Source organism: Marivita sp. NO-S04 (assembly GCF_059070475.1).
This window is the reverse complement of record NZ_CM180980.1, coordinates 118,277-135,750: the sequence shown is the minus strand read 5'-3', so window position 1 is coordinate 135,750 and position 17,474 is coordinate 118,277. Positions and strand designations below refer to the sequence as shown.

Below are 17,474 nucleotides of genomic sequence, written 5' to 3'. Positions count from 1 at the left end.
GACGGATAGGTGGCGACATGGTATCAGTACGGCGTGCCGTCATTGCGGCAGGCATTGCCGCAGGTAGCCCGTTGGGTGCGCAGTCTTCCGCGATCACGGAAGGCGCGAGTGCATTTGCATTTACCATGAACGGCGCAGAAATGACGATCACCCGCAGCGGTCCGTCCTGCCCTTCATCCTGCATACAGCCGCTAACAGTGGCCGCTGGCGTAGACACGCTTGGCGAACTCGAAGTGATCGGTTTCCTGCAAAACGTCGTCAGTCCCGGTGCCGGTCTTTTGATTGACGTGCGCATGCCCGCAACCTTTTCGTCAGGGTCGGTTCCCGGTTCCGTGAATGTGCCCGTGGCAACCTTCAAGCCCGACAATCCCTACCGCGCGGATCTTCTGTCGGCTCTTGGCGTCAGCAATCCTGAAACAGCGCCCAACTTTTCGGGTGCGTTCAGTTTGGTGATCTTCGGCAATGGCCCCGACGATGGCGCAGCACGCGATGCGATCCAGCACTTGCTTGGCGCCGGTTACCCGCCCAGCAAGATCAAGTATTACCGCGGCGGCGCATCGACCTGGAGCGCGCTTGGCCTCAACATATCGGTGGGACAATGACACAAAGCTCCAACAGCGCCGGCTATATACGCATGGCCTTGATGGGTACCGCCTTCATCGCTCTGACGATCGTGTTGATCGTGTTCCAGCCCGGGTCACCCCGCAACGCACAATCAACCTTTGAACCAGAGGCGCCCAACACAGTCACCCGCGTGGCCGACCCGTTGACGCCGCCACCTGCAGCCGAACAAACCGTTGTGGTCGCACCCAGCCCGGTTCAGGCACCTGCGCCGACGCCCCGGGTCGCTGTCCCAGAACAAGCTGCTGCCCAACCCACAAACATGCGTGACATGACGTTCAGCGCAATCTCGAACCTGAAATCCGTCACGACCGGAGAAGCCCCCGCGCCCGGTCAACCGGGTAGCCTGTTGCACAGTGTTGTGCAGCGTAGCATCGCCAACAGCACCAGCGCACAGAGCACCGCGCCAACGGTGACCGAGGTCGAACCCGTCAGCACCCGGACGCCACGTCAGCCAACGGCAGGATCGTATTTCGTGCGCCCCGGAGACACGCTTCTGAGCATTGCCAAGGAAGTCTACGACGATACCGCCATGTCCTCCGAGATCTTCCGTCAGAATACGAACATCCTGACAAGCCCGGACAGCCTGAAGCCCGGAATGGTCCTAAAACTGCCCACGCCGTAGCCCCCAACATATAGCTACTCCCGCTACAGTTGGAAAAAGTGAACCGCTCCTCACCTAAATGTTGACCGGTGCGAATCACTATGGCACAACAGTGTCAGACTTCGTGACTTGCTTCTAAAGTGACAACGGAACGGGGGATTTTACGGTGTGACCGAGTATTCAAGTGTGTATCGAACCGGCCCTTTCAGGTTGGCGTTCAATTGGCAGCACCTCACGCAACGACCACCAAGACCTCAAAGACCCCTCGGGCGCTCCCTCGCGCCACCATCGACGTAAGGTATAGCAAGGACCTGAACACAGGCGAGAAATATCGAGCAGCCTTAGAGGTCCTTCGGGACCTCTTTTTTTGGCTTACGCGTCGCCCCAGCCTTCTGCCTGCATCTCCCGCAAACGGCTGGCCGTGCGTTCGAATTCGAATGTGCCAGTACCTTCGATATATAGCATCTCCGGTTCGGCGGCAGCGGACACGATCAACCGCACCTTCGCTTCGTAAAGCGCATCGATCAACGTGACGAACCGTTTGGCTTCGTTGAAGTTACTGCGGCTCAGGCGCGGGATGTCCTCGACGATCAGCACCCGCACTGCGTCGGCCAGTGCAAGGTAGTCCGCCGGCCCCAGCATCCGCCCACAAAGGTCGTAGAACTTGGCACGAGCCACCCCGTTGTGAAAGCGCGGCAGTTCGATCTCACGGCCCTTAACATGCAGCGTCAAACTGTGTTGCTCACCGCCAGTGAGTTCTTGCCAGATGCGGTTGATTTCGTTCTTGGCCGCCGCATCGTTCGGGGTGAAATACACCTGCGCCCCGGCGAGCCGATCCTGCCGGTAATCTGTGGCCGATACCAGTTCATGCACCACCATCCGAGTCTTGAGCATGTCGATGAAGGGCAGAAAGATCTGGCGGTTCAGGCCATCCTTATAAAGGTCATCTGGCACCCGGTTCGATGTGGTGACCACCACAACGCCCGCAGCGAACAGTTTTTCGAACAGCCGTCCAACGATCATCGCATCGGTGATGTCGGTGATCTGCATCTCGTCAAAGGCCAGCAAACGAACAGAGTCCGATACCGATTTCGCCACCGGCTTGATCGCGTCTTCGACCCCGTCTTGACGGGCCTTGTGAATGGCCGTGTGGATCTCTTGCATAAAGGCATGAAAGTGCACGCGGCGTGCTGGGGCATTCAAGCTTTCGACAAACAGGTCCATCAACATCGACTTGCCTCGGCCGACCCCACCCCAAATGTACAGACCCTTGGGGGGTTCGGGTGCCTTGCGAAACAACCCCTTCTTTACAGGCTCGGCCAGGGCGGCACGGATGCGCTCGAATTCCGGCAACACCGCTTGCTGCGCGGGATCGCGGGTCAAGCTACCATCAGCCACACGCGCGGCGTAGAGTTCGGGCAAGGTCGTCATGCCAGCGGATTACCGTGTCTGGCGGCGATTGTGGAGAGGTGTTATTCGACCGCGCGGATCAATTTGCGTTCGAGCACCCGGATCACCGTGCGCAGGTCATGCCCTCGCTTGAGCACCTGACCGTCGATGCCGATCACAGCGTATTGCCCCTGTCGATTCCGCAGCTTGGGGCGCTTTTCGATGCGGTAAAGCGGGTTTTCGGCGGTGCGCCGGAAAACGGAAAACACCGCCACATCACGCAGGGTCGAGATGCCGTAGTCGCGCCATTCACCGGCGGCGACCATGCGTCCATAGAGGGATAGGATGACGCCCAGCTCGGTCCGGTGAAAAGCCACCTGCTCGGGCGTGGAATGGGACTGCGGGAACGGTGTGATACTGTTCATATCTGATGATGTGTGCAGGGCGTGGGGTAAATCAAGCATTTTGACAGATGTCACTGCTGCGCGTTGCAAATTCGTCTGTCGGGGCAGATGGCGCAAAACCTGTTTCGCAGGGAGACCGTCGCGGGTGCGGATTTGATCCAACACCTCAAAAGGTGTATGCTGGACTTCCCTCGGCGATGACCGGAGCGCAGGGCAGAGGCCCAAAAGGCTCTGACGACAGGACGGGAGACGCCTTTTGCGCAGCGTATCGCTGAGGCAGCAAAGGAGGACCCCATGGATGCCATGAAAGCAAGCGAGATCGCACATGCGCTGTACCGCGTGCGCGGTGGTCGGGCGGAATATGAAGCTGCCCAGCGGGAGCAAGAATTCACGTCAGCCGGCAACGAAGAAGAGGCGGAATACTGGCGCGCGATCCGGGGCAGCATCCGCCGGATGCGCGGCGCCAACGAGAGCTGACGCACACTTGAGCGACTGGAGATGCGGGAAAGGTCCGGACCGGACCCAATGTTTCGCGCGCGAAACAAAAGGACCGGATCGGACCTTTTAACCTTTTGTTAATAAATAGTCTTTTGGAAGTGCGCGAGGGCTTTTCTTCAAAGAAAAGACTGAAATGCGTCGACGCATTTCGCCACCGGCTTGATCACGCAAACGCCCCCTGACAAAACCAGCCCGAAGATTTCGACGCACCATGTGCATAGAACAACCACAGGCGCTGCCCCTCGGCGGTGATCACGTCCCAATAGTCGCGCTGGCCGCTGCGCCATGCGGGATCGTCCAGCCACCATTCCGGGGCGATCCGCTCGGGACCGCGGGCGCTGTGGACCTTGTGATCGCGACCACGCCAGCGAAAGACCTCGGGCAAGCGCGGTACGTCCGGGATCATCACCGGCTCTGGTGCCCACATCCGCAGCGGGCGCGGCTTGGTGGGCTGTGGCCAGTGCGTCACAGGGTCGGACCACGCGGCGGCCACGGTCACCCATGTCTTTTCCGGGATATGGCTGTCGGCAGGCTGCACGCGGGTGATCGCCTCGACCCCTAGCCGGGTGCCCAACCGTCCGATCAGGCGATCCAGCGATCCGGGTTTCGGCCCGGCCATGCGCGCGCGCCCCGCCTCTGCCGCCTCAAGATGGCCGGACGCAGTGCGCAGGTGGATGGGTTCGTGCAGCACGGCTTCAAGCCGGAGCATGTCAATGCCGTAGCCCGCATCCAGATCTTCGATCTTGAGCCGCAGCAGTGGGCGGATGTGATCGGGATCGTCCGAGGGTTTGGCCACAGTGACGTTCATCCACTGCATGGTGCCATCAGCGCGATAGGCCTCGAACCGGAGCGTGCGCGCGCCGCGCCCCTTTTTGCGCAGCGCAGTACAGAGCCGAGGCAACATCCGGTCGATGGCCGCCATCACGTCGTCCTCCAGCCCGATGGGGTCCGGCAGGCTCATTCGTGTGGCAAAGCGATCGGGCGGTGGGGCCGGACTGACCGGTTCGGGCAGCGCGCCCAGCGCCTGATCCAGCCGCGCCACCAGCCCGCGCCCAAAGCGGCGAACAAGACCCGCGCGGGGTTGTTCGACCAGATCCTTGACCCGGCGGAGGCCGAGACGCGAGAGCTGCGCCATGGTAGAGTCTTCCAGACGGAGCGCCGCAATCGGCAGGGGGGCAAGCGCCTTGTAGGTCTCACCCGGCGCCGCAATACGGGCGCGCCCCTGCACCGCTGCCACTGTCACAGCCGGTGCCGCGCCACCGCGTTCCCAATGCCGCCGTTTGCCTGCGCGGGATCGGGTCGCGCGGGCCTCTTGATCAATCGCGTCGCCGTTGCGGTGGTGATCACCCCCCTGTCCACCGCCGAACCGGGCCAGCGCCCATGCCCCGCCCAACGTGTCGGCGATGCCCAGTTGCACCGACAGGCCCAGATCAATGCAATCCTGTTCAACTTGCAGCGCAAGCTGTTCTTCACCGCCAAAGAGGTGGGCGCATCCCGTCAGATCGACGACAAGCGCATCCGGTGCCTCGCGTGCGACCCACGGGGAGAACTTGCCCGCCCAGCGGTGCAGCACCCCCAGAAACGCCGTCTCGGCATGGACGTTCGACAATCGGGTGAGCAAGTCGGCACACATGGCGTGGGCATCGCGCAAGGGCTGGCCTTCGTAAAGCCCCGCCGCCTGCGCCAGCGGTGAGAGGGAGGCCAGCACCTGCGCCTGCCCCACATCGCGGACGACGGCAAAGGGCACCTGCCCCAGATTGGGGTCACGCCTGATATGGCGTTCGGCGGCCAGCCGGGGAAACCATATGGACAGAATACGACGGTTGGGCATGGGACTCGCGGCAGCGTTTGTTCTTCTTTTGTTCCATACATCCTTTCTGCCCGACGAGTCGAGATCGGAGCGCGCCTGATGGTCACATCTGACAGCGAGAGATCAGCCGCAATAGATACGCACCACCGTATCGCTGTCATTCAACCCGAAATTCACCCTCTCCCCGCGGAAATCCATCGTCGCCGCGTCGTTCGGCCCAAGGATGCGATGCGGCTGGGTGAATGCGATGTTTTCCAGTTGTGCGCGTTGCAGCCCCATGAGGTGCGACATCTCTTCCGCCCCGCAGGATTCAACCGGCTTTTCAGCGACAGTGACTTCCTGACAGGCCACAAGAGCCAGACAAAGACCAAGAATAGAATGAATCCGCATGTCAAAACCTTTCCAATACCCAAGCCAATGCTTGCAAACCCGGCGCTTTCCCGCAAGGTTTCGAAAAACAGACGAGGGAGAGTCATCATGCGCACACGCGCCGCCGTTGCCGTACAAGCCGGCAAGCCATTGGAAATCATGGATGTGAACCTTGATGGCCCCCGCGCCGGAGAGGTGTTGGTCGAGATCAAGGCAACCGGGATTTGCCATACCGACGAGTTCACCCGGTCAGGTGCCGACCCCGAAGGCATGTTCCCAGCGATTCTCGGCCACGAGGGTGCCGGGATCGTTGTCGAAGTGGGACCGGGCGTCACAAGCCTGAAACCGGGCGATCACGTGATCCCGCTTTACACGCCGGAATGTCGCGAGTGCGAATACTGCCTGCACCCCAAGACCAACCTGTGTCAGGCGATCCGCTCAACACAGGGTCAGGGACTGATGCCGGACGGCAGCAGCCGGTTCTCGATGCTCGATGGGACACCCATTCTGCATTACATGGGCTGCTCGACGTTTTCGAACCACACAGTTCTGCCGGAAATCGCGCTTGCGAAAATTCGCGAAGACGCGCCGTTCGATAAGGTTTGCTATATCGGGTGTGGTGTGACCACAGGCATCGGCGCGGTTATCAACACTGCCAAGGTCGAGATCGGCAGCCGCGCCGTCGTGTTCGGTCTGGGGGGCATTGGTCTGAACGTGATCCAAGGCCTGCGTCTGGCCGGGGCTGACCAAATCGTCGGCGTTGACCTGAACCCCGACAAGGTCGAGATGGCAACGCGCTTTGGCATGACGCATTTCGTCAATCCGTCTGAAGTCGAAGGCGATCTCGTGCCGTATCTGGTGGACCTGACCAAAGGCGGTGCGGATTACACATTCGATGCCACCGGCAACGTCAAAGTCATGCGCGACGCTTTGGAATGTGCCCACAAAGGCTGGGGCGAAAGCATCATCATCGGTGTGGCCCCTGCCGGTGCCGAGATTGCCACGCGTCCGTTCCAGCTTGTCACCGGGCGGACATGGAAAGGCACGGCCTTTGGTGGTGCGCGCGGACGTACGGATGTTCCGAAGATCGTCGATTGGTACATGGACGGAAAGATCGAGATTGATCCGATGATCACCCACACCATGCCTTTGGATGACATCAACAAGGGATTCGACCTGATGCATGCAGGTGAAAGCATCCGGTCTGTGGTGATTTACTGATGCGGTTTTCGGAGGGGCTCTGCCCCTCCATCCGCCTTTGACATCCGGGGCGCACAGGCGGTCCGGGAACCAGGCCTCAACCAAGAAGGTTCCTGACACATGTCCGACAATCCCCCGCTGCTTGCCGTTCTGATCGACGCCGATAACACCTCTCCGAAATACTCGGCCGCGATTTTCGACGAGATCGCATCACTGGGCGAAGCCAGCGTGCGGCGCTGCTACGGCGACTTTTCCAGCCAGCAGATGTCGGGTTGGTCTAAGGTGCAGGCCGAATTCGGGCTTGTGCCGCATCACCAGCCGGCCAACACCGTGGGCAAGAACGCCAGCGACATTGCGCTTGTGATCGACGCGATGGACCTGATGCATACCGGACGGTTTGATGGATTCGTTCTGGTCAGTTCCGACAGCGATTTCACGCGGTTGGCGCAGCGTTTGCGGGAACAGGGGTTGGATGTGTACGGCATGGGCATGCAGAAAACGCCCGAAGCGTTCCGGCGGGCCTGCAAACGGTTCATCTTTCTTGAGAACCTCGAAGGTGGCCCAGATGTGGACAACACCACCGTCAAACCCGCATCCAAGAGCAACCTGAACGAGGCCCGCAATCTCATCCTCAAGGCGATGGATGCCATTGATCAGGACGACGAATGGTATCGTTTGGGCCAATTGGGACAGCATATCGTGTCAGCCAACCCGGATTTCGACACCCGCACCTATGGTAAGCGCAAGCTGAGCGATTTGGTCGCCGACATGAAAGTGCTCGAAGTCAAACGCGGGTCGAACAATCAGTTGATGGTGCGCCGCCGGGACTGACCTTGGCGGTTTGTCGTCCAAAAGCCGAGATGGGTCATTGCGGCTGCATCGCAGGCGTGCAATCTTGATCAAGGGGACGAGGGGTTTCTGCGCTAGGCGCGTTGGAGACCCGACTATGCTAACAGTAGACACACCAATCTTGGTACGTGCGATCGATGACGATATGCACGGCCAGGACAGACGGCTTTCCGACGCATCTCTTCTTGTTATGGCACAAGAGGTGATCACCCGGTTGGCATATATCTCGCGCAAAGCGAACCCGGACCTCAGCGACGTTGATCTGGATGCATTTTGCATTGCTCTTGTAGAAACTAGAGCCGACGATGCGAACCGAATCCTGAGAATTGCGCAGGAGCGCGGGGCCACCCACGAGAAACTCTGCATCGCCTACATCGCCGCAGCGGCGTTCCGTCTGGGCGAATGGTGGGAACGGGATATCATCCATTTCAGTGACATGGCAGTAGCGGCGGGCCGTATGCTGTACATGCTCCGCGATTTGCGAAAGGTCATGCCTCCTGTGGCAATTCGTGGTCAGCGGGAAGCGTTATTCGCGACCGTTCCCGGAGAGCAGCATGTGATCGGTGTGACGATGGCGACGGATATCCTGCGCGACAAGGGCTGGCATATCGACCTGCAGATCGGGCGAACCGAAACCGAGCTGTGCCAAATCGTGCATGACGGGGGATATCCGATAATCGGCCTGTCAGCATCAGGAGCCGATCACGTGCGGGCCCTCACGCGGACCATTGTCGAGCTTCGGATCGCAGCGCCACGATCCCTGATTTTCATCAGCGGTAATATCGTTCAGATCGAGAAGGACATTGCCATCCGCACCGGTGCCGATGCAGCAGCGGGGTCGATGGAGCATTGTGTGGAAACGCTTGAATCCCTGTATCAGGCCGTGACGCGCGCGGCACCTAGTGCGCCATAGCGCGCCATGAAGGTCGTCACAGCGCCGTCGATCACACGCTCTTTTTCAGGTGCTGTGACCGATGTGATGATGCCGAAGATGAGTTTCGGCCACAGATCCGCTTTGCACAGCTCGGCGAACTGATCCGCCGCGAGGTTGTAATCCTCAATCTGAAGTTCGCCGCGACCTGCTGCCTGTTTGAGATAATCGACAACGGCTGCGCGCATGATCATCGGGCCAGAATGATAGAACTCCTGACCAATCATCGGAAAACGATCTGACTCGGCCACACAGATCCGAAAGATGCGCTGCCCCATGTCCGAATAGATGAACCCAAGGAACTGCTGCGCGATAAGGGTCAGCACTTCTTGCGGCGGGCGGGTGCTGTCGATGCGTTCGATCGAAATGCGCGCCTGTTCGGAACATTGACGGGTTGCGACCTCCATGAACAGCAGTCGCTTGTCGGAAAAATAGCTGTAAAGAGTGGCCTTTGAGACACCCGCCGCGCGGGCAATGTCATCGACGCTTGCCCCTTCAAAGCCATCGCGCAGGAAGATTTCCCGCGCGCCATCGACCACTTGGTCGAACTTTCGGCCTTTTCGGATCTGCGCCTGAGCGGTTGCCATTCTCTTCCCTTATGTCGCGTTCAAAAGCTAAACGGATCGGTTTAGTCTCGCAAGTGGGGATGTGTGGTGCGCACGGACGAAAGCAACCCGAACCCGATGCAAGTGCGACACTCCCGGCATGATCAAAAGGTTTGCACTTATGCGATTTTCATTGAACCGACGTCGATTTTCGGATCTGTCCGAACAAGAAATCGTGGCGTTGGCCATTTCCTCTGAAGAGGATGACGCCCGTATCTATCGGTCTTACGCCGAACGTCTGCGGGCTGACTTTCCGGCAACCGCCACGGTTTTTGACAGGATGGCGGCAGAAGAGGACGGTCACCGGCAAAGGCTGGTCGACCTTCACCGGGATAGATTCGGTGACGTTATCCCATTGATCCGTCGTGAACACGTCGCTGGGTATTACGCACGGCGTCCCGTCTGGCTCATCGAAAACCTCGGGCTGGATCGCATCCGCGCCGAAGCCGAGGCGATGGAACGGGATGCGGAGCGCTTCTATCTCGAGGCGGCGAAACGGACGAGCGATGCAGCGACACGCAAGTTGTTGGGCGATCTGGCCGCAGCAGAGGCCGGTCATCAAAACACGGCAGAGAAGCTGGAGCAGCACCACCTGACCAAGGATGCCCGCAGCAGCGAAGAAGAGGACGCCCATCGAAAGTTCATTCTGACATGGGTGCAGCCGGGTCTGGCCGGATTGATGGACGGGTCGGTGTCCACGTTGGCCCCGATCTTTGCCACCGCCTTTGCGACACAGGACACATGGACCACGTTTCTGGTGGGTCTGGCGGCGTCGGTGGGGGCAGGGATTTCGATGGGCTTTACCGAGGCCGCGTCCGATGATGGGCAGTTGTCCGGTCGTGGATCGCCCATCAAGCGGGGGTTTGCTTCGGGTATCATGACAACGGTTGGCGGGCTGGGGCACGCCCTGCCCTACCTGATCCCGGATTTCTGGACCGCGACCATCACGGCCTTTGTGGTGGTGTTCATTGAGCTTTGGGCGATTGCGTGGATTCAGAACAAGTACATGGATACCCCGTTTTTCCGTGCGGCGATGCAAGTGGTTCTTGGTGGCGCACTGGTCTTTGCGGCGGGTGTTCTGATCGGCAGCGGATAGGACTTTTCCGGCCAATAAAAAAACCCGGGCGCGAACGCCCGGGCAGTTGGTCACTAAAGACTGATAGGAAGGAGGAGATCAGCCTTTGGAGAATTCAGGGTACGCTTCCATGCCCAGCTCAGCCATGTCGAGACCATTGATCTCTTCTTCTTCGCTGACGCGGATGCCCACGGTTGCTTTCAGGATGAACCAGAGGATCAGCGAGGCAACGAAGGTAAACACACCGTAAGCCACGATACCTGTCAGCTGGGTCATCAGTTGCGCTTCACCGTAGAAAATAACGGCGATGGTGCCCCAGATGCCCGCAAAGAGGTGGACCGGGATGGCACCGACAACGTCGTCGATCTTGAGCTTATCGAGGAACGGAACCGCGAAGACCACGATCACACCACCGACTGCACCAATCCACAGAGCGCCGAAGAGCGTCGGAGCGAGCGGCTCAGCAGTGATCGACACGAGGCCAGCCAGAGCACCGTTGAGCACCATGGTCAGGTCGACCTTTTTGTAGAGCAGCTGTGTCAGGATCAGCGCGGTTACAGCACCGGCGGCTGCCGCCATGTTGGTGTTGGCAAAGATGCGCGACACGTCGGAGACATCACCCACAGTGCCCATTGCGAGCTGCGAGCCACCGTTGAAGCCGAACCAGCCGAGCCACAGGATGAATGTGCCGAGAGTTGCGAGTGCCAGGTTGGAGCCCGGGATCGGATTGACGCGGCCATCTTTGTACTTGCCCAGACGCGGACCAAGCACGATCACACCAGCCAGAGCAGCCCAGCCACCGACAGAGTGCACGACAGTCGAACCGGCGAAGTCGGAGAAGCCCATTTCGGACAGCCAGCCGCCGCCCCACTGCCAGGAGCCGGAGATCGGGTACATGAGACCGGTCAGAACGACAACGAAGGCAAGGAAGGGCCACAGCTTGATGCGTTCGGCCACGGCACCGGACACAATGGACGCGGTTGCTGCAACGAAGACCAGCTGGAAGAAGAAGTCAGAGCCAACCGACGCATAATCAAGCGCGGCATCGGCAGCGGCAACGCCGACCGGGTCAAGCACGGTCTGACCGCCAATGGCGAAGAAGCCATTGAAGTCGCCCGGATACATCGTGTTGAAACCGACGAGCCAGTACATGATGGCGGCGATGGAGAAGAGTGCGATGTTCTTGGTCAGCTGCATCGCCACGTTCTTGGAACGCACGAGGCCTGCTTCGAGCATGGCAAAACCAGCTGCCATGAAGAACACGAGGAAGCCTGCCATGAGGAACAGGAGTGTGGTGAAGATATACGGGCCGACCTCGTCCATGGTCGGCGCGGCGGCCTCTTGAGCCATGCCCATGACTGGCAGCGCAACAAGCGCGGCAGCGGGCAGGAGTGTCTTGAGTAGTTTCATCTGTATGTGTCCCCTAATCTCTGTCACAGCGCCTGTTCAGAGCGCATCCCCATTGGTTTCGCCTGTGCGCACGCGGATGGCCTGCTGCGCATCGAGCACGAAGATCTTGCCGTCGCCGATCTTGCCGGTGCGGGCAGTCTTGGTGATGGTCTCGATCACTTGGTCTGCCATGTCGGCACCGACCACGATTTCGAGTTTGATTTTCGGCACGAAGTTCACCGCGTATTCCGCGCCACGGTAAATCTCGGTATGGCCGGACTGAGAGCCAAACCCCTTGATCTCGGTTACCATCATGCCGCGGACGCCAATGTCTGTGAGCGCCTCGCGGACTTCTTCAAGCTTGAATGGCTTGATTGTCGCTATGATGAACTTCACCTTGGTCCCTTTCCCTTGCAGGTCGATCTTGTTTGCAAGCGCAGAAAAGAGGCACACAGGAGGGGAATGGAAGTTTCCAGCCAAGAGACCGGGGGCTACAGCACATCAAGTTGCACAAATTTTGCACAAATTTGCTACTTTGATTATTTTTTGTGCGATCAAAAAACCAAGTAACCTGTTCTTGACCAGTCCACATCGACGGCGAAAGCCACTAGATTGATAAAAAAAGAGCAGCATCACAGGCGAACGCCATGACTGATTCACGACGCGGGAAAAACCGTCTGGTCGCGGACCGGCGATATCCCAAGACGCCACCCAAAGCGTCCAAGCCCCGCAAGGCGCCCCCAGCCAAGCGCAAGACGACGCGTGCCAAGGCCAAGCGCGGCAGAATCGTCGGGTTCTTCACCGGCATCATCGGCTGGGTGTTCCGATTTTTCTTTCGGCTGTTTCTGCGCGCGGGCCTTGTCGCTGCGATTATAATCGCCGGATTTGTCGGCTACGAATACACGACATTGCCCCCGGTTTCCGAAGCGCTGGATGGCCGCGCTCGAGGGTCCGTGCAACTTTTGGACCGTGACAGCGTCGCCTTTGCATGGCGCGGCGACCAGTTCGGTGGGGTTGTGACAGCCGACACTGTATCCCCACACCTCAAGAACGCCGTGATCGCGACCGAAGACCGTCGCTTCTACAGCCACTTCGGCATTTCGCCTCGTGGCGTGGCATCAGCGGTTAGGATCAACCTATCCGAAGGGCGCGGGCCGCTTTCGGGGCATGGCGGGTCCACGATCACACAACAAACCGCGAAATTGCTTTGCCTTGGTGTGACGTTCGACCCCAACGCATGGAAGAACGAAGCGGAGTATGTCGCCGACTGCCGACGCGGATCGCTTTACCGCAAGGGCAAAGAAGCCGTCTACGCGCTGGCGATGGAGCTTAAGTATTCCAAGGATGAGATCCTCTCGATCTATCTGAACCGCGCATATATGGGCGGCGGCGCTTATGGTGCGGCTGCGGCGGCAGAGCGATATTTCTCAAAACCGGCCTCAGCGTTGAGCCCACAAGAAGGTGCTATGATCGCCGGTCTGTTGACTGCGCCGTCCAGCCTTGCACCGACATCGAACATTGAACGGTCACAGGCGCGGGCAGCGACTGTGCTCCGGTTGATGAATGAACAGGGTTTCTTGACGGACGAACAGACGCGCGCCGCGCAGGCGAACCCTGCAACGCTGTCGGACAAGGCCAAAACACAAACTGGGGGTTATTTCGCGGATTGGGTCATGCAGTCCGGCCCGGATTTCTTTACCCGTGACACAACCGAGGACGTGGTCATCTCGACAACGCTGGATCAGCGTATCCAAAAGGCCGCCGAAGACGCGATCAAGACTGTCTTTGCAACCAAGGTCCGTGAAGGGTCCAAAGCGCAGGCGGCGATTGTCGTGATGTCAGCCGATGGCGCAGTGCGTGGCATGGTGGGTGGGCGACAGACCAATGTGTCAGGCGTGTTCAACCGCGCGACGCAAGCCAAGCGACAGACCGGATCAGCTTTCAAACCCTTTGTCTATGCGACGGCGCTCGAGTTGGGCTACAGCCCCTATGACTCGGTGACGGACGAACCGTTCTGCATGAACATTCCAGGCTCTGGCCGCTGGTGCCCCGAGAACTATTCGGGACAATATTACGGAGCGGTCACGCTGACCGAAGCCTTGGCGAAAAGCCTGAACATTCCGGCAGTGAAGATTTCGGAATCCGTGGGCCGCGATCTGGTGCGCAAGGTTTCCGAGGATTTCGGTATCCAAAGCTCTTTGACCGACACGCCAGCATTGGCGCTTGGCGCGTCCGAAGCATCATTGCTGGAAATGACAGGCGCCTATGCCGGTATCCTGAATGGTGGATCTTCCGTGACGCCCTATGGCCTCAGGGAATTGCGTCTGGTTGGTGAAGATCAACCCTTGATGGGCACCGGCGGCGGAATCGGGGAGCGCGTCATCAATGAAGAGGCCGCACGCCAACTCATATGGATGATGGAAAAGGTGGTCAGCCAAGGCACAGGCGGGCGTGCGAAACTGTCGGATCGTCAGGTCGCGGGTAAGACGGGCACATCTCAGGAAGCGCGCGATGCTTGGTTCATTGGGTTCACGGCGGATTACGTGACTGGCGTCTGGATGGGTTATGACGACAACACACCTCTTGCCGGGGTGACAGGAAGCGGCCTGCCTGCCGAGATCTGGCACGAGGCGATGGTGCGTGTCCACGAAGGCCTGCCCGTGCGCCCTTTGCCGATGATCGAACCGACCCCGCCGCGACAGGTTGCGCAACCACAACCGCAACAACCCGCACAGCAGCAGGAACAAGGTGGCAATGCGCTTGAAAACGCGCTGAACCAACTCTTGCGCGATATTCTAGGTCAAAACTGACCGGGCTTCATCACAGGACAGATCGTCGTCTTTCCCCTTCCCATTTCCGGCGGTGGGCAATAGCGTCCGCACAAACGAAAAAGGGGAGACACCATGACCAATGCTATCGACGCCCGCCTTGCGGAACTGGGCCTGACTTTGCCTGACGCACCTGCGCCCGCCGCGAATTACGTGCCGTTCGTGCAGACCGGAAATCAGGTTTATGTGTCGGGCCAATTGCCGACCGGGCCAGATGGTCTGGTCAAAGGCAAGCTGGGTGATGATCTCGATGCCGAGGCCGGCGCAGAAGCAGCCAAATACTGTGCTCTAGCACTGTTGTCACAGGCCCGCAAAGCAGCGGGTGGCGATCTGAGCAAGGTTCGCGTGGTCAAGCTGGTGGGTTTTGTGAACTCTACCGCCGATTTCGGTGACCAGCCAAAAGTCGTGAATGGCGCGTCGGATCTGATGGTAAGCGTTTTGGGCGACAATGGCCGGCATGCCCGTTCTGCAGTGTCGGCGGCATCCTTGCCATTTGGTGTGGCTGTCGAAATCGAAGGGATTTTCGAACTGCTATGACCCGGCTGCCGCCCGCGTTTCTGACGCGCCCGATTGCGCATCGCGGCTATCACAACAAGGCCGAAGGGGTGATCGAAAACAGCCCCTCGGCTTTTGCCGCCGCCATCGCTGCCGGATATCCGATTGAACTTGACCTGCAACTGTCGCGCGATGGTGTGCCGATGGTGTTTCATGACGACACGTTGGAGCGGCTGACTGCGGAAACAGGGGCGGTGCGAGACCGGGATGCCGCCGAGCTTGAGACGTTCACGCTCAAAGGCGGCACCGACCGGATTCCTACGCTGGCGCGTGTGTTGGAGCAGGTCGATGGGGCCGTGCCCCTGCTGATCGAACTGAAGGACCAGCACGGCGCGATGGGTGAAACCGATGGCACGCTCGAGAAGGCGGCGTTGGATGTCCTGAAAAGCTACGAAGGTCAGTTTGCGCTTATGTCGTTCAACCCGAGCATGGTGGCCAAGGTGGCAGAGTTGTCGCCAGATACGCCGCGCGGGATCATTGGTTGTGCGTGGCGCAAGATCGACGAACCGCATGTACCCGTGGATCGGCGCGCCGAATTGGCCACCATTCCGGGGTTCAAAGAGATCGACGCCGATTTCCTGAGCCATGATCACACCGATTTGGATTCGCCCCGCGTGGAACAACTCAAGGCGCAGGGTGTTCCAATTCTGTGCTGGACGATCCGCAGCCCTGAGCAAGAACGTCAGGCCCGCAAAATCGCAGACAACATCACCTTTGAAGGTTATGTGGCTTGATCCGCGTCTGATCAGACCCACGTAGCATCGCGTAACCAAGGAACGGACATGTCCGACCCAACCGACGCGCCCACAATCGCCATCTCAATGCACGGGTCCCTGTCGCAGATCGCGCCGGAGGATTGGGACGCTTGCGCTTGCCCGGAAGTGGCAGACGGCGGGAGAGCCTATGATCCGTTCACGACCTACCGGTTCCTCAAGGCATTTGAGGATAGTCGGTCCGTCGGCACAGGCACAGGCTGGGATCCGCGCTACATGACAGCCGAGATGGACGGGCAGATCATTGGCTGTGCGCCACTTTATGCGAAAAGCCACAGTCAGGGTGAATACATCTTCGACCACAACTGGGCGCATGCATGGGAACGCGCGGGCGGGCGGTATTATCCCAAGCTCCAGATTGCGGTTCCGTTCACACCCGCCACGGGCCGTCGGTTCCTGACCCGTCCAGGTTTCGAGGCCGAGGGGATCAGCGCTTTGGTCCAAGGTGCGGTTCAGGTGGCGTCAGACAACGAATTGTCATCGCTCCACATCACCTTCTGCACCGAAGCCGAAGCGATTGTCGGAGAACAGATCGGGCTACTGCGCCGTCGCACGCAGCAATACCATTGGGAAAACCGGGGCTATGCCGATTTCGACGCGTTCCTTGCCGACCTGAGTTCGCGGAAGCGCAAGACCATCCGCAAGGAACGCGAACGTGCACGGGGGTTCGGCGGGACGATCCACCAGTTCACTGGCGACCAGATCCAGCCCGAACACTGGGATGCGTTCTGGACGTTCTATCAGGACACCGGCGCACGCAAATGGGGAACGCCCTACCTCACCCGCAAGTTCTTTGACATCGCACAAGAGCGGCTGCGGGATGACATCCTGCTGGTCTTGGCGGAACGTGATGGGCGTTGGGTGGCAGGCGCCATGAACGTCATCGGGCGCGACACGCTTTTCGGGCGCTACTGGGGCTGCGTTGAGGACCACCCCTGCCTTCATTTCGAACTGTGCTACTATCAGGCCATGGATTACGCGATTGCGCACGGCCAATCCCGCGTCGAAGCCGGGGCACAGGGCGAACACAAACTGGCACGCGGATATCTGCCGGTTTACACCCATTCCCTGCATTGGGTCGGAGACCCGGGTTTCTCGGACGCCATCGCGCGTTACCTTGAGGCAGAAGCGGACGCTGTCGGACAGGATATTGAGGTTCTGACGAATTACGGCCCCTTCCGCAAAGTGAATACAGAGGATCACGAATGACCGAGAAACTTTCCGACACAGCGCGCAAGACAGTCCTTGGCCCACTTTTGGATACAGGCTGGAGCCTAGACGAAGAGAAAGACGCAATCAGCAAAACGTTCAAGTTCAGCGACTTCACGGAAGCCTTCAGTTGGATGGTCAGGGCGGCGCTTTGGGCTGAAAAATGGAACCACCATCCCGAATGGTTTAACGTCTACAATCGAGTCGAGGTCACGCTGACGACGCATGACGTTGGCGGTCTGTCGTCCTTGGACGCCAAATTGGCTAGAAAATTGGACACGCTTTGAGCCTGTATCGAGCGTGTCGCGCCAGACGGTAAGGAATTCACAGTTTTTTCAGTGCTCCCACGTTTCGGCTTCTGCTAG

19 protein-coding genes are annotated in these 17,474 nt (G+C 59.3%); 12 read left to right on the top strand and 7 right to left on the bottom strand.

Features of this window, described 5'->3' with window-relative positions; translation table 11 throughout:
• Positions 1 to 17: 17 nt before the first annotated feature.
• Together ACK3EW_RS00680 and ACK3EW_RS00675 are read left to right on the top strand one after the other, a co-directional pair.
• The gene (locus ACK3EW_RS00680) at positions 18 to 602 is read left to right on the top strand and encodes a rhodanese-like domain-containing protein (RefSeq protein ID WP_493808066.1); all 585 of its coding nucleotides are present in this window, start codon (positions 18 to 20) and stop codon (positions 600 to 602) included.
• Positions 599 to 1,246 (top strand): LysM peptidoglycan-binding domain-containing protein, encoded by a 648-nt coding sequence (locus ACK3EW_RS00675; protein WP_493808065.1) that lies wholly within the window; start codon positions 599 to 601, stop codon positions 1,244 to 1,246. Before ACK3EW_RS00680 ends, ACK3EW_RS00675 begins: the two co-directional genes overlap by 4 nt.
• Before the next feature lie 351 nt (positions 1,247 to 1,597).
• Here the strand turns inward: ACK3EW_RS00675 and zapE are convergent, their stop codons facing one another.
• The gene (gene zapE, locus ACK3EW_RS00670; protein WP_493808064.1) at positions 1,598 to 2,656 is read right to left on the bottom strand and encodes a cell division protein ZapE; all 1,059 of its coding nucleotides are present in this window, start codon (positions 2,654 to 2,656) and stop codon (positions 1,598 to 1,600) included.
• Between the two features lie 41 nt (positions 2,657 to 2,697).
• Positions 2,698 to 3,039 carry a DUF2794 domain-containing protein gene (locus ACK3EW_RS00665; protein ID WP_085627882.1) on the bottom strand — a complete coding sequence of 114 codons (342 nt, stop codon included), beginning with the start codon at positions 3,037 to 3,039 and terminating at the stop codon, positions 2,698 to 2,700.
• 273 nt (positions 3,040 to 3,312) lie between these two features.
• Here ACK3EW_RS00665 and ACK3EW_RS00660 point away from each other — a divergent pair, with 273 nt between their 5' ends.
• Positions 3,313 to 3,495, top strand: coding sequence for a hypothetical protein (locus tag ACK3EW_RS00660; protein ID WP_439118902.1), 183 nt, complete (start codon positions 3,313 to 3,315; stop codon positions 3,493 to 3,495).
• Positions 3,496 to 3,679: 184 nt separating this feature from the next.
• On the opposite strand, the gene ACK3EW_RS00655 is transcribed toward ACK3EW_RS00660, so the two are convergent.
• Positions 3,680 to 5,347: a Y-family DNA polymerase gene (locus ACK3EW_RS00655; protein ID WP_493808063.1), complete on the bottom strand. Its 1,668-nt coding sequence runs from the start codon at positions 5,345 to 5,347 to the stop codon at positions 3,680 to 3,682.
• 102 nt (positions 5,348 to 5,449) lie between these two features.
• On the bottom strand, positions 5,450 to 5,716 hold the full coding sequence (locus tag ACK3EW_RS00650) for an I78 family peptidase inhibitor (RefSeq protein ID WP_493808062.1): 267 nt from the start codon (positions 5,714 to 5,716) through the stop codon (positions 5,450 to 5,452).
• 87 nt (positions 5,717 to 5,803) lie between these two features.
• Between ACK3EW_RS00650 and ACK3EW_RS00645 the strand changes: the two genes are divergently transcribed.
• From ACK3EW_RS00645 to ACK3EW_RS00635, 3 genes are all read left to right on the top strand, one after another.
• The gene (locus tag ACK3EW_RS00645; RefSeq protein ID WP_493808061.1) at positions 5,804 to 6,916 is read left to right on the top strand and encodes an S-(hydroxymethyl)glutathione dehydrogenase/class III alcohol dehydrogenase; all 1,113 of its coding nucleotides are present in this window, start codon (positions 5,804 to 5,806) and stop codon (positions 6,914 to 6,916) included.
• 99 nt (positions 6,917 to 7,015) lie between these two features.
• Positions 7,016 to 7,726 (top strand): NYN domain-containing protein, encoded by a 711-nt coding sequence (locus ACK3EW_RS00640; protein ID WP_085627877.1) that lies wholly within the window; start codon positions 7,016 to 7,018, stop codon positions 7,724 to 7,726.
• Positions 7,727 to 7,841: 115 nt separating this feature from the next.
• On the top strand, positions 7,842 to 8,657 hold the full coding sequence (locus ACK3EW_RS00635) for a cobalamin B12-binding domain-containing protein (protein ID WP_493808060.1): 816 nt from the start codon (positions 7,842 to 7,844) through the stop codon (positions 8,655 to 8,657).
• Here ACK3EW_RS00635 and ACK3EW_RS00630 read toward each other — a convergent pair.
• On the bottom strand, positions 8,621 to 9,262 hold the full coding sequence (locus ACK3EW_RS00630) for a TetR/AcrR family transcriptional regulator (protein WP_493808059.1): 642 nt from the start codon (positions 9,260 to 9,262) through the stop codon (positions 8,621 to 8,623). The two genes, ACK3EW_RS00635 and ACK3EW_RS00630, sit on opposite strands and share 37 nt — an antisense overlap.
• A 139-nt stretch (positions 9,263 to 9,401) precedes the next feature.
• On the opposite strand from ACK3EW_RS00630, the gene mbfA reads away from it, so the two are divergent.
• On the top strand, positions 9,402 to 10,376 hold the full coding sequence (mbfA, locus tag ACK3EW_RS00625) for an iron exporter MbfA (RefSeq protein WP_493808058.1): 975 nt from the start codon (positions 9,402 to 9,404) through the stop codon (positions 10,374 to 10,376).
• A gap of 78 nt (positions 10,377 to 10,454) precedes the next feature.
• Here the strand turns inward: mbfA and ACK3EW_RS00620 are convergent, their stop codons facing one another.
• A complete protein-coding gene (locus ACK3EW_RS00620; protein ID WP_493808057.1) occupies positions 10,455 to 11,765 on the bottom strand; it encodes an ammonium transporter in 1,311 nt (436 codons plus the stop codon).
• 36 nt (positions 11,766 to 11,801) lie between these two features.
• Positions 11,802 to 12,140 (bottom strand): P-II family nitrogen regulator, encoded by a 339-nt coding sequence (locus tag ACK3EW_RS00615; protein ID WP_085628146.1) that lies wholly within the window; start codon positions 12,138 to 12,140, stop codon positions 11,802 to 11,804.
• 251 nt (positions 12,141 to 12,391) lie between these two features.
• Between ACK3EW_RS00615 and ACK3EW_RS00610 the strand changes: the two genes are divergently transcribed.
• The 5 genes from ACK3EW_RS00610 (at position 12,392) to ACK3EW_RS00590 (ending at position 17,396) form a co-directional block, all read left to right on the top strand.
• Positions 12,392 to 14,554: a transglycosylase domain-containing protein gene (locus ACK3EW_RS00610; protein WP_493808056.1), complete on the top strand. Its 2,163-nt coding sequence runs from the start codon at positions 12,392 to 12,394 to the stop codon at positions 14,552 to 14,554.
• Between the two features lie 93 nt (positions 14,555 to 14,647).
• Positions 14,648 to 15,109 (top strand): RidA family protein, encoded by a 462-nt coding sequence (locus tag ACK3EW_RS00605; protein WP_085627872.1) that lies wholly within the window; start codon positions 14,648 to 14,650, stop codon positions 15,107 to 15,109.
• Positions 15,106 to 15,861, top strand: a complete 756-nt coding sequence (locus tag ACK3EW_RS00600) for a glycerophosphodiester phosphodiesterase family protein (protein WP_493808055.1) — start codon at positions 15,106 to 15,108, stop codon at positions 15,859 to 15,861. The genes ACK3EW_RS00605 and ACK3EW_RS00600 overlap by 4 nt, the downstream gene beginning before the upstream one ends.
• A 48-nt stretch (positions 15,862 to 15,909) precedes the next feature.
• The gene (locus ACK3EW_RS00595; RefSeq protein WP_493808054.1) at positions 15,910 to 17,109 is read left to right on the top strand and encodes a GNAT family N-acetyltransferase; all 1,200 of its coding nucleotides are present in this window, start codon (positions 15,910 to 15,912) and stop codon (positions 17,107 to 17,109) included.
• The gene (locus ACK3EW_RS00590; RefSeq protein WP_493808053.1) at positions 17,106 to 17,396 is read left to right on the top strand and encodes a 4a-hydroxytetrahydrobiopterin dehydratase; all 291 of its coding nucleotides are present in this window, start codon (positions 17,106 to 17,108) and stop codon (positions 17,394 to 17,396) included. Before ACK3EW_RS00595 ends, ACK3EW_RS00590 begins: the two co-directional genes overlap by 4 nt.
• The last annotated feature ends 78 nt before the right edge of the window (positions 17,397 to 17,474 follow it).

Excerpts from the sequence above, each read along its gene's own strand:
- ACK3EW_RS00680 (WP_493808066.1), top strand. The coding sequence starts at position 18 with ATGGTATCAGTACGGCGTGCCGTCATTGCGGCAGGCATTGCCGCAGGT.
- ACK3EW_RS00675 (WP_493808065.1), top strand. The coding sequence starts at position 599 with ATGACACAAAGCTCCAACAGCGCCGGCTATATACGCATGGCCTTGATG.
- zapE (WP_493808064.1), bottom strand. The coding sequence starts at position 2,656 with ATGACGACCTTGCCCGAACTCTACGCCGCGCGTGTGGCTGATGGTAGC.
- ACK3EW_RS00665 (WP_085627882.1), bottom strand. The coding sequence starts at position 3,039 with ATGAACAGTATCACACCGTTCCCGCAGTCCCATTCCACGCCCGAGCAG.
- ACK3EW_RS00660 (WP_439118902.1), top strand. The coding sequence starts at position 3,313 with ATGGATGCCATGAAAGCAAGCGAGATCGCACATGCGCTGTACCGCGTG.
- ACK3EW_RS00655 (WP_493808063.1), bottom strand. The coding sequence starts at position 5,347 with ATGCCCAACCGTCGTATTCTGTCCATATGGTTTCCCCGGCTGGCCGCC.
- ACK3EW_RS00650 (WP_493808062.1), bottom strand. The coding sequence starts at position 5,716 with ATGCGGATTCATTCTATTCTTGGTCTTTGTCTGGCTCTTGTGGCCTGT.
- ACK3EW_RS00645 (WP_493808061.1), top strand. The coding sequence starts at position 5,804 with ATGCGCACACGCGCCGCCGTTGCCGTACAAGCCGGCAAGCCATTGGAA.
- ACK3EW_RS00640 (WP_085627877.1), top strand. The coding sequence starts at position 7,016 with ATGTCCGACAATCCCCCGCTGCTTGCCGTTCTGATCGACGCCGATAAC.
- ACK3EW_RS00635 (WP_493808060.1), top strand. The coding sequence starts at position 7,842 with ATGCTAACAGTAGACACACCAATCTTGGTACGTGCGATCGATGACGAT.
- ACK3EW_RS00630 (WP_493808059.1), bottom strand. The coding sequence starts at position 9,262 with ATGGCAACCGCTCAGGCGCAGATCCGAAAAGGCCGAAAGTTCGACCAA.
- mbfA (WP_493808058.1), top strand. The coding sequence starts at position 9,402 with ATGCGATTTTCATTGAACCGACGTCGATTTTCGGATCTGTCCGAACAA.
- ACK3EW_RS00620 (WP_493808057.1), bottom strand. The coding sequence starts at position 11,765 with ATGAAACTACTCAAGACACTCCTGCCCGCTGCCGCGCTTGTTGCGCTG.
- ACK3EW_RS00610 (WP_493808056.1), top strand. The coding sequence starts at position 12,392 with ATGACTGATTCACGACGCGGGAAAAACCGTCTGGTCGCGGACCGGCGA.
- ACK3EW_RS00605 (WP_085627872.1), top strand. The coding sequence starts at position 14,648 with ATGACCAATGCTATCGACGCCCGCCTTGCGGAACTGGGCCTGACTTTG.
- ACK3EW_RS00600 (WP_493808055.1), top strand. The coding sequence starts at position 15,106 with ATGACCCGGCTGCCGCCCGCGTTTCTGACGCGCCCGATTGCGCATCGC.
- ACK3EW_RS00595 (WP_493808054.1), top strand. The coding sequence starts at position 15,910 with ATGTCCGACCCAACCGACGCGCCCACAATCGCCATCTCAATGCACGGG.
- ACK3EW_RS00590 (WP_493808053.1), top strand. The coding sequence starts at position 17,106 with ATGACCGAGAAACTTTCCGACACAGCGCGCAAGACAGTCCTTGGCCCA.